The organism is uncultured Psychroserpens sp., from assembly GCF_947494225.1.
Lineage (GTDB): Bacteria > Bacteroidota > Bacteroidia > Flavobacteriales > Flavobacteriaceae > Psychroserpens.
Genome location: NZ_CANLUG010000003.1, coordinates 378,059 through 393,902, shown reverse-complemented (window position 1 = coordinate 393,902; position 15,844 = coordinate 378,059). Strand labels below are relative to the sequence as shown.

Annotated in this window: 19 protein-coding genes; 9 read left to right on the top strand and 10 right to left on the bottom strand. The window is 33.5% G+C overall.

The genetic code is table 11. The features are described from left to right. Nucleotides 1-17: 17 nt before the first annotated feature. Complete coding sequence (locus Q0893_RS09660) at nucleotides 18-1,226, bottom strand: hypothetical protein (protein ID WP_299274876.1); 1,209 nt, start codon at nucleotides 1,224-1,226, stop codon at nucleotides 18-20. A 171-nt stretch (nucleotides 1,227-1,397) separates the two neighbouring features. Between Q0893_RS09660 and Q0893_RS09655 the strand changes: the two genes are divergently transcribed. Beyond that, nucleotides 1,398-1,997 (top strand): aspartyl/asparaginyl beta-hydroxylase domain-containing protein, encoded by a 600-nt coding sequence (locus Q0893_RS09655; RefSeq protein WP_299274873.1) that lies wholly within the window; start codon nucleotides 1,398-1,400, stop codon nucleotides 1,995-1,997. Nucleotides 1,998-2,082: 85 nt separating this feature from the next. Here Q0893_RS09655 and Q0893_RS09650 read toward each other — a convergent pair whose 3' ends face one another. Further along, nucleotides 2,083-2,781, bottom strand: a complete 699-nt coding sequence (locus Q0893_RS09650) for a hypothetical protein (RefSeq protein ID WP_298902026.1) — start codon at nucleotides 2,779-2,781, stop codon at nucleotides 2,083-2,085. Nucleotides 2,782-2,993: 212 nt separating this feature from the next. Here Q0893_RS09650 and Q0893_RS09645 point away from each other — a divergent pair, with 212 nt between their 5' ends. Then, the gene (locus Q0893_RS09645; protein ID WP_298902025.1) at nucleotides 2,994-4,073 is read left to right on the top strand and encodes a DUF3667 domain-containing protein; all 1,080 of its coding nucleotides are present in this window, start codon (nucleotides 2,994-2,996) and stop codon (nucleotides 4,071-4,073) included. A 1-nt stretch (nucleotide 4,074) separates the two neighbouring features. Beyond that, entirely contained in the window at nucleotides 4,075-4,599 is a 525-nt protein-coding gene (locus tag Q0893_RS09640; protein WP_299274868.1) for a hypothetical protein, read from the top strand. 2 nt (nucleotides 4,600-4,601) lie between these two features. Here Q0893_RS09640 and uvrA read toward each other — a convergent pair whose 3' ends face one another. Beyond that, on the bottom strand, nucleotides 4,602-7,385 hold the full coding sequence (uvrA, locus tag Q0893_RS09635) for an excinuclease ABC subunit UvrA (RefSeq protein WP_299274865.1): 2,784 nt from the start codon (nucleotides 7,383-7,385) through the stop codon (nucleotides 4,602-4,604). Between the two features lie 232 nt (nucleotides 7,386-7,617). Here uvrA and Q0893_RS09630 point away from each other — a divergent pair, with 232 nt between their 5' ends. Continuing rightward, the gene (locus Q0893_RS09630) at nucleotides 7,618-8,202 is read left to right on the top strand and encodes a sigma-70 family RNA polymerase sigma factor (RefSeq protein WP_298902022.1); all 585 of its coding nucleotides are present in this window, start codon (nucleotides 7,618-7,620) and stop codon (nucleotides 8,200-8,202) included. Between the two features lie 57 nt (nucleotides 8,203-8,259). Then, nucleotides 8,260-8,403, top strand: coding sequence for a hypothetical protein (locus Q0893_RS09625; RefSeq protein WP_172827448.1), 144 nt, complete (start codon nucleotides 8,260-8,262; stop codon nucleotides 8,401-8,403). 21 nt (nucleotides 8,404-8,424) lie between these two features. Here the strand turns inward: Q0893_RS09625 and Q0893_RS09620 are convergent, their stop codons facing one another. Beyond that, complete coding sequence (locus Q0893_RS09620; RefSeq protein WP_299274860.1) at nucleotides 8,425-8,934, bottom strand: hypothetical protein; 510 nt, start codon at nucleotides 8,932-8,934, stop codon at nucleotides 8,425-8,427. Between the two features lie 202 nt (nucleotides 8,935-9,136). On the opposite strand from Q0893_RS09620, the gene Q0893_RS09615 reads away from it, so the two are divergent. Next, the gene (locus Q0893_RS09615) at nucleotides 9,137-9,646 is read left to right on the top strand and encodes a hypothetical protein (RefSeq protein ID WP_298902016.1); all 510 of its coding nucleotides are present in this window, start codon (nucleotides 9,137-9,139) and stop codon (nucleotides 9,644-9,646) included. Nucleotides 9,647-9,652: 6 nt separating this feature from the next. Here the strand turns inward: Q0893_RS09615 and Q0893_RS09610 are convergent, their stop codons facing one another. Then, nucleotides 9,653-10,207: a hypothetical protein gene (locus Q0893_RS09610; RefSeq protein ID WP_299274857.1), complete on the bottom strand. Its 555-nt coding sequence runs from the start codon at nucleotides 10,205-10,207 to the stop codon at nucleotides 9,653-9,655. A gap of 53 nt (nucleotides 10,208-10,260) precedes the next feature. Then, nucleotides 10,261-10,917 (bottom strand): endonuclease III, encoded by a 657-nt coding sequence (gene nth / locus Q0893_RS09605; protein ID WP_299274854.1) that lies wholly within the window; start codon nucleotides 10,915-10,917, stop codon nucleotides 10,261-10,263. 31 nt (nucleotides 10,918-10,948) lie between these two features. On the opposite strand from nth, the gene bcp reads away from it, so the two are divergent. Continuing rightward, the gene (gene bcp, locus Q0893_RS09600) at nucleotides 10,949-11,404 is read left to right on the top strand and encodes a thioredoxin-dependent thiol peroxidase (RefSeq protein WP_299274852.1); all 456 of its coding nucleotides are present in this window, start codon (nucleotides 10,949-10,951) and stop codon (nucleotides 11,402-11,404) included. Nucleotides 11,405-11,491: 87 nt separating this feature from the next. Here bcp and Q0893_RS09595 read toward each other — a convergent pair whose 3' ends face one another. Next, entirely contained in the window at nucleotides 11,492-12,943 is a 1,452-nt protein-coding gene (locus Q0893_RS09595) for a TonB-dependent receptor (protein ID WP_298902010.1), read from the bottom strand. 94 nt (nucleotides 12,944-13,037) lie between these two features. Here Q0893_RS09595 and Q0893_RS09590 point away from each other — a divergent pair, with 94 nt between their 5' ends. Both Q0893_RS09590 and Q0893_RS09585 read left to right on the top strand, forming a co-directional pair. Beyond that, nucleotides 13,038-13,799: an MBL fold metallo-hydrolase gene (locus Q0893_RS09590; RefSeq protein WP_299275173.1), complete on the top strand. Its 762-nt coding sequence runs from the start codon at nucleotides 13,038-13,040 to the stop codon at nucleotides 13,797-13,799. An 18-nt stretch (nucleotides 13,800-13,817) separates the two neighbouring features. Next, nucleotides 13,818-14,321 carry a hydrolase gene (locus tag Q0893_RS09585; protein ID WP_299274848.1) on the top strand — a complete coding sequence of 168 codons (504 nt, stop codon included), beginning with the start codon at nucleotides 13,818-13,820 and terminating at the stop codon, nucleotides 14,319-14,321. 2 nt (nucleotides 14,322-14,323) lie between these two features. On the opposite strand, the gene Q0893_RS09580 is transcribed toward Q0893_RS09585, so the two are convergent. From Q0893_RS09580 to Q0893_RS09570, 3 genes are read right to left on the bottom strand one after another with little or no spacing between them, the layout of a single operon-like run. Further along, entirely contained in the window at nucleotides 14,324-14,857 is a 534-nt protein-coding gene (locus tag Q0893_RS09580) for a GNAT family N-acetyltransferase (protein WP_299274845.1), read from the bottom strand. A gap of 7 nt (nucleotides 14,858-14,864) precedes the next feature. Next, entirely contained in the window at nucleotides 14,865-15,512 is a 648-nt protein-coding gene (locus Q0893_RS09575) for an alpha/beta fold hydrolase (protein ID WP_298902005.1), read from the bottom strand. 2 nt (nucleotides 15,513-15,514) lie between these two features. Next, nucleotides 15,515-15,844 (bottom strand): hypothetical protein, encoded by a 330-nt coding sequence (locus Q0893_RS09570; protein WP_298902003.1) that lies wholly within the window; start codon nucleotides 15,842-15,844, stop codon nucleotides 15,515-15,517.

Genomic DNA, 15,844 nt, shown 5'->3' with positions numbered 1-15,844 from the left:
CCAAAAAATTTATATTGTTACGATCGTGATCTTCCTCTTGATGTTCTTGAGCTTCTACTTTTGGAAGAATTTCTAGAACTTGGTGTTCTCACCGAAGACTTTTTTCTACTACTTGACTGTCTCACAGTTGAAGAAGGTCTAGTGCTTCGTTTGTTACTAGATATACGAGTATTAGATGAATTTGGTTTTCTAACCGATGAATTTTTTCTAACACTTCTAGTTGTCGTTTTATTATTAGACACAGATCTAGATGGTTTGGTCACATCTCTAGTTTTTGAATTAGACCTCGGATTAGTAGTTCTAATTCTTGTATCTCTCTGTGTTCTTGTATTTGTTTTGTTATTACCTCTTACTGTTCTGTCAGTAGCTCTAGTTCCTCGAGTTGTTCTCGTTGTTACTTTACTATCATCTCTGGTTATTTGTGTATTAGATCTATTAGTGCGTCTGGTGTTAGCCGATACACTTCTGTCATTACCTCTTCGAGTTGAGCGCGTAGTATTTCTTTCAACACTACGTCTAGTTGTTGCTTCTTGTCTGTAACGTTCGTTAGCTCTACGGCTAGTAGTTGCTACTGTTCCACGTCTACTACCAACTCTAACAGCCTGTCTTACATTATTTCTATATGGTCTATAATATGTATGCCTAACAGGTGAGTAATATTGTCTATAAGGTCTAGCATAAACAACACAATAGTTTACAGGAGGTATCACATAATAAGTGTGCCAAGGTCTATATACATATGCTCTGTTATATACATTAATAAAACCTGTACAATGTGTAAACGTTCTGTATCTGTTATAATGAACAAATAAGCCTCCTACACGAGCGACACGTCCATGACTATTGTAATTGATGTTGACATTTCCAACTTGCGAAACACGTCCGTAATAATCGTAATAAATGGGAGTGTTTTCTATTTGAATGATAGCACCATAATCATCATATTGAACATAAGGGTTATAATCATATCCACTATTAAAGCTAATTGATACGTTTCCGGTATTGACCCCTACGTTAACATTTGGCCCATAATTTTGCATATAAAAATCAAATTGACCATCTGGAAAAACGGAAAATTCTATACCGCCTTCAACAAAAATGAAAGAATTACCATAACCTCTAACATAGTTGTGTGATACATTTGACTCTACTGTGTTGGTGGTTGTTGCATGCGCTGTTGTTCCCACTAGGAACAATACAGCAAAAAATGATAATACTCGTTTCATAATTGTAAATATTTTTGATTACACTCATTATAAAACAATTAGTGTGCCAAAAAATGTTAACGTTATGTATTTTATTGATTTTCAGTAAGTTGCAAAAACAGGTAAATCTACCTATAAGAATATGGTTTGTGACGTTTATTTTAGTGCATAGAAATTACATGTCCTAAACATATGACTACAGTACAACCCACCCAATTAATTAATGATCGAGTAAAGTTGCCATTTCATTTTGATGCAAATAAGTTGTTTGATGAATATATGGCATTACAAGCCGCTGATTTTGAATATTATAATGTTATTCAACTCAGAGCTCCCGCTCATATTGTTGATGAGTCATTACCTAAACCACCTCCAGCGGCAGACTATGCTGATGGTTCGTGGACAGATTGGTTAGATACTAAAGCGTTAATGAGTTCTCCATATTTAAAGGATGTTATAAATTCGTTTAAGGAAATTACAACGGTAACTTTAGTGAGGTTATTGAGGTTAGCGCCTCACTCTGAAGTTAAAGAGCATACTGATCCAACACTAGGTTTAGAAATAGAACGTTCTGTTATAAGATTAACTATTCCCATTGTAAAAAATGATGATGTTACTTTTTATTTAAATGATACACCGGTTGAAATGGAACCTGGTGAGTGTTGGTATTTGAGACTTACCGATAAACATCGTGTTATTAATGCGGGTAATACAGAACGTGTGAATTTAACCATTGATATGATTCCTAACGATAATTTACGTCAACTTATAGAGGATAGTTTTGTAAAGTAAAAACCCCGAAGGCTTGGGATAACCAACGGGATTTTATATATGTTCACTTATAATGTGAACAACCAACCAAAAAAATCAAGATTTTTTAATCTCTATATTTTTTATATTTCTTGTGTTTAGATTTTTTGTGTTTTTTTACTTTACCATTTTTTCTGTAGTAGTAAAAATCGTCATCATAATCGCCGTCATATCCGTAGTCGTCATATTGGTTTCCACCAACTCCAGATCCAACACCACAATTTAGTGTAGCGTTATTATGGTTTACAATTCCACTAATGTGTACAATTTCTCCCCAACGGTTATAGTTAACTCTTAATCCGCCCACCTGACGAAGAAAACCATTTCCTCTTTGATAACTCATATACACAGATCCTGCACGTTTAATTCGACCTCGTCTATCATAGTTAATAAATACATTGCCAATTCTACGTACTTGACCATTACTATCATGTGTAATGATAACACCTCTTGGTCTAGGCGTAGAGTAGTTCACTCTGCTTACTGTTCCTGGTGCACCATAAGTTGTGTTTACAGAGCTTCTACGAGTTCTTGAGGTTCTATAATACGTTTCTGATACGTTGTTTCCGAATTCTGTATTGAAATCGAAACTTCCATCAGGAAAGATTAAAAATTCTACACCACGCTCAATGAACACTATAGGTTCTGCAAAACGATAGCGTGAATTATTAAAATCATCTCCTTGTGTTGCAGTTACTGTTTCTGCTGCTGATACAGATGTTAATCCCATTAACAATCCTGTAAAAAGTAGTACTAATTTTTTCATAGTAATAAGGTTTTAATTTTGCCTACTCATAATTGTAGCTTTTCGGCTTACGCTATTTGATTTGAATAAACCAATATGCGTGCCAAAGTTATAAAAGACTAATAATCAATTATTTAGCTTGATTTTTAAAATGTTTTGAAAATGTTTCAATTGAAAAACGAGCTGTAGAATTCAATTTTTTATTACTTTTATCTGACTAACCAACCCAATATATGGAAGACCAAATATCAAAATGTTTAAATTGTGATTCTGAGTTAGATAAACAGTTTGAGTTTTGTCCTAATTGCGGGCAAAAAGCTGAAGAAGACCTTACCATGGGCGTGTTGTTTTATAACACGATAAGCAACTATTTTTCGTTTGATGCTAGATTTTTAAGAGGGTTTCTCCCTTTGATGTTTAAACCTGGATTTCTTCCTCAAAAGTTTATTGAAGGTAAGCGTTTGGTGTACTTACATCCTGGTCAGATGTATCTTTTTGTTGCCTTTATTTTCTTTTTTGTCTTTTCATTTACAGTGACTGAGAATACGGATATACTTAATAAAAAGTTACAAAAAAATAATGCCGTAACCTTATCGGGTGTTCCTTTAGATAGTATACAAAAACCTGCACTAGATTCACTACAACTTGAAAGGCTAACCAAACCTATAAAGGATAATCAAAAAGCATTAGGAATTAATGAAGAGGATGTAAAGGTCTTAGATTCTATAATAAGAACAGAGGCTGCAAAGGAAGCGCGAAATACAAACTTAACATTTGATTTTGACCAGAAGAAAGTAGACTCTTTAATTAAAATAGAAGCTAAGGAAGATGAGATTATAAGAGCAATGGGAATGCCTGATGATGCGGGGTTTCTTAAGCGAAAATTCTATACTCAGATGCTTAAATTGTACAAGGAAAAGGGCGTTGGTACAATATTACTCACCTTATACAATAGTTTACCTATAGCTTTATTTTTCTTATTGCCAATTTTTGCACTTATTTTAAAAGTTCTGTATTACAAAAAAGGGCCTTATTCACATCATTTGGTCTTTAGTTTGTACTTCTTTTCATTTTTATTTACCGCGTTTTGTATTTTATATTTAATCAACCTTATTGTTGATATTCCTGATTGGATAGATTGGTTGCTATTTTTGTCAACCTTCTTTTATTTAATGTTTGCAGTAAAGCGTTTTTATGGACAAGGCTGGTTTTTAAGCTGGTTTAAGAGTGGTGTAGCCACATTTATGTTCTTATTATTTGTTGCTCCTTTAGCCTTTTTTGTGGTAGGGATATTCTCGTTTATGTTTTACTAGTATGATTGTAAAAAGATTGATGTTCTTTGTTTTGGTATGTTCTCTCTGTTCTTGTAATAGGGATTCTAACGCTCATGTCGAAAATAAAGTTGCGAGTCATAAACCCAAGCAAGTAGAAATTCAAAAATCTAAGAACTTACATTTAAAAAAAGCCATGGATTCTTTAGATAGCCTGAAGCCTGAAAAAAGCTATTATTTGTTCGATTTAAATGATGATTCATTAAAGGAATTAATGGTCTATGACAAGAGCGCTTGTGCTTTAGACTCTAATTGTAGTTATGAAATTTTACAGTATGATCAACTCAAGGATGCCTATAAAATTATAGGAAAATTAAAAGGAGCCTTTCGATACAATATTCCTGGGCCTAATGGTTATAAAACGATTACTACAGTTGTGACCCTTGATGAATCCAAGTACAAGTCATTTCATTATGCATTTCAAAATGGCATGTATCATGCAATTAAAAGCGTCTTAGTAGAGTTTAAAAATGGAAAGCAAATAGAAACACCTATTCCTGTGGAATAGATTTAAATTTTCTCCTTTAAAAACTGACCTGTAATTGATGCTTTATTTTTTACAATAGCTTCAGGAGTACCTTGTACTATGAGTTGACCTCCACGACTGCCTCCTTCAGGTCCTAAATCGATGATATGGTCTGCACACTTTATCAAATCTAGATTATGTTCGATAACAATAATAGAATGACCTTTAGAAATTAAGGCTTGAAATGATGTCAATAATTTTTTGATGTCATGAAAGTGCAATCCAGTGGTTGGTTCATCAAATATAAATAAAGCATTAGAGCTTTTAGAGCCTTTACCAAGAAAGGATGCAAGTTTAATTCGCTGTGCTTCACCTCCCGAAAGAGTAGAGGAGCTTTGACCTAATGCAACATAGCCTAAACCAACATCTTGTAATGGTTGGAGTTTGTTTTTAATTTTTGAAACTTTGTGTTGTTCAAAAAAAGCTATAGCATCATCAATGGTCATACTTAAAATATCATCGATGTTTTTCCCTTCAAAAGTAACTTCTAGAACTTCTTTCTTAAAACGCTTTCCATTGCAAGTTTCACAGGTTAAATGAACATCTGCCATAAATTGCATTTCTATTGTAACCTCACCATCACCTTTACAAGTTTCACATCGTCCACCATCAACATTAAAACTAAAATGTTTAGCCTGATAATTTCGAATTTTACTAAGTTTCTGGCTAGAAAATAAAGCTCTAATATCGTCATAGGCTTTAATGTATGTCACAGGGTTTGATCGTGATGATCGTCCAATAGGGTTTTGATCTACGAACTCTATGTGTTTAATGTTTTTAAAATTACCCTTTAGTTCGGTAAATTGTCCTGGTTTATCGCCAAATCCAGTAAGTTGCTTTTGCACAGCTGGAAATAAGATCTTTTTTACTAGTGTACTTTTTCCGCTACCAGAAACACCTGTTACAACGGTAAGCATCTCTAAAGGAAAAGAGACATCTATATTTTGTAGGTTGTGCTCTCTAGCACCATTTATTTCAATAGAGTATTTAGACGTTCGTCTTTGTTTAGGAAGTTCAATTTTTAATGTTTCGTTAAGGTATTGAGCGGTTAATGATTCAGATTTTAAAATATCCTCATAAGTTCCTGTTGCTACAACTTCACCACCAAAAGTTCCAGCTTCTGGTCCAATATCGATAATCTCATCTGCAGCCTTCATGATGTCTTCATCATGCTCAACAACAATTACAGTATTACCCAAATCTCGAAGCGCCTGTAATACTTTAATTAATTTTTCTGTGTCTTTTGGATGCAGACCTATACTTGGTTCATCAAGTATATACATTGATCCAACTAGGCTGCTACCTAGAGACGTTGCTAAATTGATACGCTGACTTTCACCTCCAGATAAGGTATTAGATTTTCGGTTTAATGTTAAGTAATCTAAACCTACATTACTCAAAAAGGATAATCTGTTATTTATTTCTTTAAGGAGACGTTTAGCAATCGTTGTGTCGTGATCATCCAGTTCCAATTCCTTAAAAAAGACGGCTAATTTATCCAAAGGCATTTCAACCAAATCGGTAATAGTGACGTTAGCAATTTTCACATAATTAGCTTCCTCTCGTAATCGTTTCCCTTTACAGATATTACATTTTGTTTTTCCACGATAGCGTGAGAGCATGACACGATTTTGAATTTTATAAGCCTTAGATTCTAATTCTGTGAAAAATGAATGCAATCCTTCAAAATAGTCATTACCGTCCCAGATGAGTTGTTTCTGTTCTTGTGATAATTCGAAAAAGGGCTTATGTATAGGAAAATCAAATTTATGTGAATTGTTAACCAATTGATCACGATACCAGCTCATACTTTCACCACGCCATGGAAAGATAGCATTTTCATAAACCGATAATCCCGTATTTGGAATAACTAAATCGTCATCAATGCCAATAACATCTCCATAACCTTCACACTTTGGGCATGCGCCATAAGGGTTGTTAAAACTGAACAAGTGCGGATTAGGCTCAAGGAAAGTCATGCCGTCCAATTCAAATCGATTATTGAATTCTGTTCGTTTTTTATCAGATAATGACTCAATAATACAAGTGCCTTTTCCTTCAAAAAAAGCTGTTTCTATGGCGTCTGCTAAACGATTATAAAAATCTTCTTCATGTTTTACAACAATACGATCTACGACTAAAAAAATATCTTTGTTTATTTTTTTTTCTAGAGCTTCATCAATTCGTAAGACATTTTCTTTATGTTGAACTCTAGCATAACCTTGTTGATTTAAGACGTTAAGTTTGTCTGCCATTGAACGCCCTTCCTCCAAAACAATAGGAGAGAGGAGAAGTAGTTTTTCTCGTTCTTCAAAAGATTTTACTAGCGCTAATACATCTTTTGTGCGATGTTTTTTTACTAGATTACCAGATACTGGAGAATAGGTTTTTCCTATCCTTGCAAATAGTAACTTTAAATAATCATAAATCTCTGTTGTTGTTCCAACGGTAGAGCGCGGATTAGTACTATTTACCTTTTGCTCTATTGCTATGGCAGGCGCAATCCCTTTAATGAGATCTACTTTAGGTTTGTTGAGACGCCCCAAAAACTGGCGTGCATAACTAGATAAACTCTCTACATAACGTCTTTGACCTTCAGCATACAAGGTGTCAAAGGCTAAACTTGATTTCCCAGAACCTGATAAACCAGTAATAACCACTAATTTGTTCCTAGGAATAACCACATCAATATTTTTTAGGTTATGCAGTTTTGCACCTTTTATGATGATATTTTCTTTAGGATTTAGGTCTAAAATACTACTGTTCATAGGAGTTGTTGCGAATAAGAAAGTGCAAAGATAGTTCTTTTAATGAAGCTTAGAAAATGAATTATTGTTCATTAAAATGTTAAAGTTTTGTACTTTTTTTTGGAATTTCGGAATGATTGTTGTTATATTTGAGAACATAAACAGTTAAAACCGAGTAGCCTATATTATAATATTACTTTAAAAAATTTAACCCCAAGCTGAGATTAAATTCTTTGCCCTTAAAGTAATTATTATGAGACACGAACTTATCACGGACGCTGTTTTAGTTAAGAACTACATGAATGGAGACGAAAGTGCTCTATCAGTCCTCATCCACAGACACAAACAAAAGATTTACAGTTTTATTTACTCAAAGGTTTTTGATAGAGATATCACTGAAGACATATTTCAAGATGCCTTTATTAAAGTGATTAAAAACTTAAAAATGGGTAAATATAATGAAGAAGGTAAGTTTTTACCTTGGGTGATGCGTATCTCTCATAACTTGGTTATTGATCATTTCAGAAAGAATAATAGAATGCCAAAATTTGATAATTCTGGCGACTTTAATATTTTCTCAGTACTTGGAGATTCTTCGTTAAATGCTGAAAAGCGATTAATTAAAGATCAAGTAGAATGCGACCTTAGACGCATTATTGAAGAACTTCCTAAAGATCAAAAAGAAGTCTTAGTAATGCGAATGTATAAAGATATGAGTTTCAAAGAAATCTCAGACAGAACAGGTGTGAGCATTAATACTGCGTTAGGAAGAATGCGCTATGCTCTCATTAATTTGAGAAAGGTTATAGATAAGAATAATATTATTTTAACAAATTAATACAATAAGTTAGGTTTTGTTGCGTTTATGAGGTTATAACAAACTAAAAAATGTAAAATGGCAAAACTTTACTCAGAATGTCCCCAAAAACAAAACAACCTAAACCCAAAAGAAGAGACAGTGGATTTTCTTTTGAATTATTCCAAGGCTTTAAGTGTTATACATTGTAATAATTTGAAGTTTGAAGCACTTCAAAACTAAATTTGAAAAAATCCTGAATCGTTAGTCTTCAGGATTTTTTTTTGCTTTGGCTTTAAAGATGTCTAGGATGTTATCGAACACGTCAAAATGATGGTTTTCAGAGCGTAGCTCTATTGTTAATTTGTTTTTTTTGAAATTAATAGTATATATCTTTTTGTCTTCAAAAAGAGGTTTGAGAACTAATACCATATCATAAAAAGAAGGATTCAATACTCCAGATTTTGCTTCTAGTATATAGCCTTTTCCAATATTTAATGCAGTCACGTTTTTACTCAACAAAATCCTTAGGAGATCTCGCTTTTTCCTTTTCCGTATACTGAAACTAGGAAATCCACTATTGGCTATTGTTGTACTCCAAGTTGCCATGGTTAAGAGGCCTTGATTTTTTGCCGAAAGTAATAGGTTTCCAGAATTAGTAAATGTTGATTTTTTATACATTAAATCCCAAGATTCTGGGCGTTCAATTTTTCCAAATATTAAAAAGGACCAAGCGTTGTATTTGCCCTTTACCAATCCGCCTTTTTTTGCCATATACCGCTCAAAAGTTGCACAAAACTCTTTGTTTAGTTGAAAAAGGGTGAAGATATTTCGTGAGGAGCTGCGTTAGATTTAATTTTCATGGACTGTTCTCTATATAAACTATTAGTATGAAAGGCAAATTAAAAGTTACAGATAATATGTGGCTGTAAGTAATTTATGTTAGAATCGACTTTTTGAATATACTTTCTATACTATGAAAAACACGAAATTCCACCAACTTTGTTCGGCCTACGATACGGCACAGAGCAATTTTGAATCCTATAAAAAGAACTGTCACAATTTTGCTATTGAACTTGTAAAGTCGCTTAAAACATATTATGCGATACCAGATCAGCAGTTTACCCTATATAAAATAGAAGAAAACAACAATTTTGATTTAATTCACGGATCATTACTAGGAGCATTGACATTAACACCAGAGAGCTATTGGCACTTTGGAATTGGACTAACTGTTTGTAAAGCCCCAGAATCTTTTCCTGAAGAACTCATTTTAATACATGTCATTTTTAGAAAAGAAAAAGGAAACACCTATTATTTAAAACATGCTTATGGCGAAAAAGAGTTTAAAGTGACTTATAAAAATCCTGAATCTTATGCTGGCTATTTTGACGATTTATTTAATACCATAATTTCTTCATATAATGGACATATACAGCAATTTATAGGAGAGAAAACTACTCGTAAACTTGGGTACTTACAATAACTAAATTTAATCTTCAATAGCCCTTTTCTTGAACAACACCTCAGTGTAATTGCTGGTCGTTAGATATTCCTGTTTAAGCCTTTTTAAATAATTTATAATCAATTCTCGATGAATATAATTTGGCTTTAAACAGTTATTAGATGCATTGTCTAAAATAGTTATAGCAATGTACCAGTTATCGCTTCTGTAAACATAATGATCTGATAATAAAGGGTCTATGTTGTTGCTGTCTAGGGCAACATCGACAGCAATAGGGAATATGTTTAATACTTTATCTGGTATTTCTGCCTCATAGAAGGATAAAAAATATTGCTGTCCATCTAACTTTAAAGGCACATCATAATCGACATCTACATGATCTAATTTAAATTTAGTATTGATATAATTATAAAATTCATTGGCTTCTTTTGGGTCCTGAAAAATAAAGGCATATTCCTTAGGAAAGGTCCGTTTAAACTTCTTAGCAACCATGATTTTTTGATCTTTAATTGTTGGTGCTATTCTTAATGGAATACAAGATGCAACCAATAAAACAAGCACAATAGAGTAGATTGATTTCATAAAAAGAGTTTCCTCTTAAGTCACAACTATTGTACCAATGCCTTGTACTTATGTTATTTTTTCTTTGCGTAATAATCGTCAATAACCGATTTTCTACCAATGGTTTTTGTAATAGGATCTTTATCTAAATCCCAACCTCTAGCAGGAGAATATTCTCTACCATACCAAATAATTTGTAAGTGCAAATCATTCCATAGTTCTTTTGGAAATAGGCGTTTGGCATCTTTTTCTGTTTGCACAACGTTCTTACCATTAGTTAAGTTCCAACGATACATTAAACGATGGATATGAGTGTCTACCGGAAAAGCGGGAATACCAAACGCTTGAGATAAGACAACGGCTGCCGTTTTATGCCCAACAGCAGGCAATGCCTCTAATGCTTCATAAGTTCGAGGAACTTCACCTCCATGTTCGTTAATTAAAATATGTGACAAACCATAAATCCCCTTACTTTTCATTGGAGATAAACCAACAGGTTTGATAATCTCTCTAATCTCCTCAACCGAAAGTTTAATCATATCATAAGGATTGTCAGCTTTTGCGAATAAAAGTGGGGTAATTTGATTAACACGAACATCCGTGCTTTGTGCAGACATTAATACCGCTATGAGCAATGTATATGGGTCTTTATGTTCTAAGGGGATAGGAATTGTAGGATAAAGTTCGTTTAATGTTTTAATTACGAAATCCACTTTTTCTTGTTTGGTCATTGTTGTATATTTGATTACAAAAATAAGCAATATGCAAACATTAAAAATAGGAGATAAAGTTCCAAATTTCACAGTAAACGATCAAGACGGGAATGCTGTATCACTCTCGGATTATAAAGGAAAAAAGCTTGTTGTTTTTTTCTATCCTAAAGCTAATACACCAACATGTACCGTTGAGGCTTGTAATTTGGGAGAGAATTATAAGGCGTTGCAAGATGCTGGTTATGAAATTTTAGGTGTGAGCGCAGATACCGAAAAGCGACAATCTAATTTTAAAAAGAAATTTAGTTTCCCATATCCATTGTTAGCCGATACAGAAAAAGAAGTTATAGATGCATTTGGGGTTTGGGGACCAAAAAAGTTTATGGGACGAGAGTTTGATGGTATTCATCGTATCACATTTTTAGTTGATGAAAAAGGGGTGGTGTCTCGTATCATAGATAAAGTAAAAGCTAAGATTCATACAGATCAAATTTTGGAAGGATAAATTCTGATTTGTATTCAGAGTGATATAAAAGCTATAAAAAAAACCGCAAGAAAATCTTGCGGTTTTTTATGTGTCATATTAATTCGTTTATTCTCCTAAATGCACCTGTTCGGTTTCACAACCAAAGAGGCTTTTTTCTTTTATAAGTGTAGAAACGCCTTCTGGAAGCATAACTTCCCAACCATCTTCGCCATCGGCAATCATTTTTAAAACAGTTCTCGAGAATACATTAAGTATCGATTCGTCAAAATCTGTGATATCAACAACTTTACCGTTATACTTAAAGAATTTATATAATTCTTTCATTCTTGGATGTACTTTTAAATTCTCACTATCAGTTAAAGTGCCATCGTCGTTTTGCATTGGATACAAGTAAACACGTAAATCTTTAAAGAAGAGTTTACCAAAGGCTTCTAAAATCCCACCACTTAAGTGACGATAATATTTCTCATCAAAGATGTCTACTAAATTATTCACACCCATAGCTAATCCCATTCTACTCTTTGTGTATTGAGAGAAGTATTCTACAAGTTTATAATATTCTTGGAAGTTAGAGATTAATACGGTTTGTCCCAACGAGCACAATAGTCGCGCACGATCCATGAAATCCTGTTCGTCAATTTCTCCCTCAGCTCTTAAATTAGATAATGTAATTTCGAAAATAACTTGAGTTTTATCAACATCAACTTTATTTTCTTTAATGAACATGTCATAAGATTTCTTATACATGTCCATATTTACCTTTGTTACTGGTCTGAAACTTCCACGTAAGGTTAATATGTTCTTTTTGTAAAGGACTCTAGCAGGTAAAACGTTGTTTCCATCAGGAGCAAACATAACGGCATCTGTCATCCCATTTCTTACAAGCTGTAAACTCATTAAACGGTTGTCTACATCTTCAAACACAGGGCCAGAAAAGTTAATCGTGTCTATTTCAACCTGATCTTTGTCCAAATGATCGTAGAGGTAGCGCAATAGCTTTCTTGGCTCATTATACTTATAGAAAGCACCATAAATAAGATTAGTCCCTAAAACACCCAAAGTTTCTTGCTGTAACCTAGCATCATTCTCTTTAAAACGAATGTGCAAAACAATTTCATTATAACCTTGATTTGGATCTACTTGGTATTTAATACCTACCCATCCATGTCCTTTGTATTTTTTCGCAAAATCTATTGTTGCAACAGTATTGGCATAAGCAAAAAACATTTTGTTAGGATGTACATCTCTTTTAATACGTTCTTCAACCAAATTCACTTCATGATCCAACATTTTACGAAGACGTGCTTCGGTTACATAACGTCTGTCATTTTCTATACCGTAAATTGCATCACTAAAGGCCTTATCGTATGCAGACATAGCCTTTGCAATGGTCCCAGAAGCACCTCCAGCTCTAAAGAACTGACGAACAGTTTCTTGTCCAGCTCCAATCTCCGCGAATGTTCCGTAGATATTCTCATTTAAGTTGATGCGTAAACATTTAGTTTTCAACGAAGGAATTTCATCAAACTCTTTATCTCCTTTTAAGGTTATTTCCATTTTTTATTTTGGGTTTGTCAACTATACAAAGGTATTAAAATACGGGGTTAAACTAAAAAAATTAGTTTTATTTTTGCATCAAATAAAAATGAAGTTGAAAGTAACATTTTTAGGAACAGGCACATCACAGGGTATTCCAGTAATAGGAAGTGATCACCCGGTGTGCTTAAGTAACAATCATAAAGACAAGCGTTTACGTGTTTCAGTACTAGTAGAATGGGATGATTATGCTTATGTTGTTGATTGTGGCCCAGATTTTAGGCAACAAATGTTAAGAGCTAATTGTCATAAGATTGATGGTATTGTGTTTACTCATGAGCATGCAGATCATACTTCAGGGTTAGATGATATCCGCCCATTTTATTTCAGACAAGGAGATATTCCGTTTTACGCACATAAGCGCGTTTTGGGAGAATTAGCAAAACGGTTTAATTATATTTTTACGACTGAAGATAAATATCCAGGTGTTCCAAGTGTTATTCAACATGAAATTAAGAATGAGGCCTTTCTCCTTGGAAATTTGAATGTCATACCAATTAATGGCTATCATCATAAGTTGCAAGTTTTTGGATTTCGTTTTGGTGACTTTGCTTATCTCACAGATATGAAAACTGTTGATGCTACTGAAATGAAAAAATTAGATGGGGTGAAAATTCTGGTGGTTAATGCTTTACGAGAAAAGGAACACATCTCTCATTTTAACCTCAAGGAGGCTTTGGCATTTATAGAAAAGATAAAACCCGAAACCGCTTATTTAACCCATATAAGTCATTATTTAGGTTTTCATGATGTTGTGCAACAAAGTTTACCAGAAAACGTTTATTTAGCTTACGACAACTTACAAATAGAATTATAACTGTTAGAATTATTTAATATGAAGAGTAGAATATTTATGTACCTGTTTATTTTCACATTATTGCTTGTGATTTTTCAATTCGTGAATTCCAAAAACATTATTGAGAACTACGATGCACAACTAACAAGTTATAAAGAAACTCATACGCAACTTAGAGATTCTATTAGAGCGTTGGAGGATGAAAAGGTTGAAGATTTATATACATTTAGATTTGATACTAATGATGAGGCAATGACCTATTGGGAGAATAGGGGATTTAGGATTTCTGAATTTATACCACTTATAGAAGACGGACTCATAAGCCTTAATGCCTATGATACAGAAGATCATCCATTAGTTCCTTTTGCTTCTATGTCTGGAGAAAAAATGAGAATTGATCAAATTAGAATGCTCAACCATAAGTGGATTATTATCAATTTTACTGATGGAAAATATTCTGGTGAAATGCTCTTGGCTTATGACATGGATGACAAAGGAAATGTGACTTTTAGTGAGTTAGGATCGCTATTGTATCAACCTTAATCTTATTTCTTTTGATTTAACCACATCTCACGTGTTATACTGTACACGTTAAATGTATCCACTTTCTTTTCGAAGGTCATGCCGTTTTTTATGGCTACAATTTCAGAACCTATGTTGTCTGTATGCATCATAGATATTAGGTTAGTGGAAAATTCCTGTTCAAAACAAAACGTTTTACATTTTATTGCAGCTTCTTGGGCAAAACCTTTTCCCCAATACTTTGGAAGTATAGAGTAGCCAATTTCTAGGCGCTCTTCATCTTCAACGGTTTGAACTAATAATCCGCTTTGCCCAATAAATTCGCCAGTCCTTTTATCTATAAGCGCATTCATTCCTCCTAGTCCGTTATCATAGCGATGAAAGACTTTATTAAACCAAAATTCACATTGTTCAATTTGGGATAAGCCAGTAGGCATTCCTAAAAACAGATCAACTTTATCTTCTTTAAATAGAGGCAACCAAGTATTGAAATCATCTTTGGTGACTAATCTAAAATGGAGTCGTTGAGTCTCTTCACCTGTTAGAAGGTACTTCATAGTAGTTTTATATACGGTCTTCTAACCAATTTTTAAATGCATAAAAGTTTTGAGGAGCTACACCATGACCAACCGGAAATTCCGAATAAGTGTGCTTAATGTGATGCTTATCTAAAAATTTGGGAGCTCTTCTTGCCCAATCGACAGGAATAACCTGATCTACACTTCCATGAGAACAATAAAAGTCTAAGTGTCCAATGTTTCTTTCATCTATATGTGGTGCAATCATATCGTCACTTACATAACCACTTAAAGCAATGATGTTTTTAACTTTTTCAGGATATGTAAGGGCAACGGCATAACTTAAAATTGTTCCTTGACTAAAACCTAACAAGGTAACGTTATCCTTATTTACAGGATATTGAGCACAGGCTTCATCTATAAAATTTGAAATTTTATCTCTAGATTGAATGGCCTGTTCAACATCATTCCATTTGTTTTGATGTGCATCAAAATTGATAGCATACCAAGCATTACCAAAAGGTTGCATAGTATATGGAGCTCTTACTGAAATGATAAATAATTCTTCCGATAGTTCTTGTGCAAAAGAAAATAAATCATTTTCGTCGCTACCATATCCGTGACACATAATAAGTAAAGGAGCATTATCTTTTAAAGATGATGGTCTCGTGATGTGATGTAAAGATAAACTCATATTTAGTCTATTGAAGAAAATAACTTTTGAAAGAGAGGCCCTAAAATTGGGACCTCATTCATTTTACCGCCTACAGCACCAAAAATTCCGTAGAGAAAAAGTGCAATAAAGAAAATCCAAAATGACATTGATATCATCCAACTGTCAAAGGCACCTATAAAATAACCCAAAATCATTTGAAGTAACCATAAACCTAAAGCCTGACGAACATGAAACGAAACCAATGGATTGCGTGTTTCTTTATTCATAAAAAAGGCGATAAGTGTACCAATAAGTGTAATATAACTTACGATAGCCAAAGTGTTATTTTGCTTTTCTGCGTTGTCTTTCAT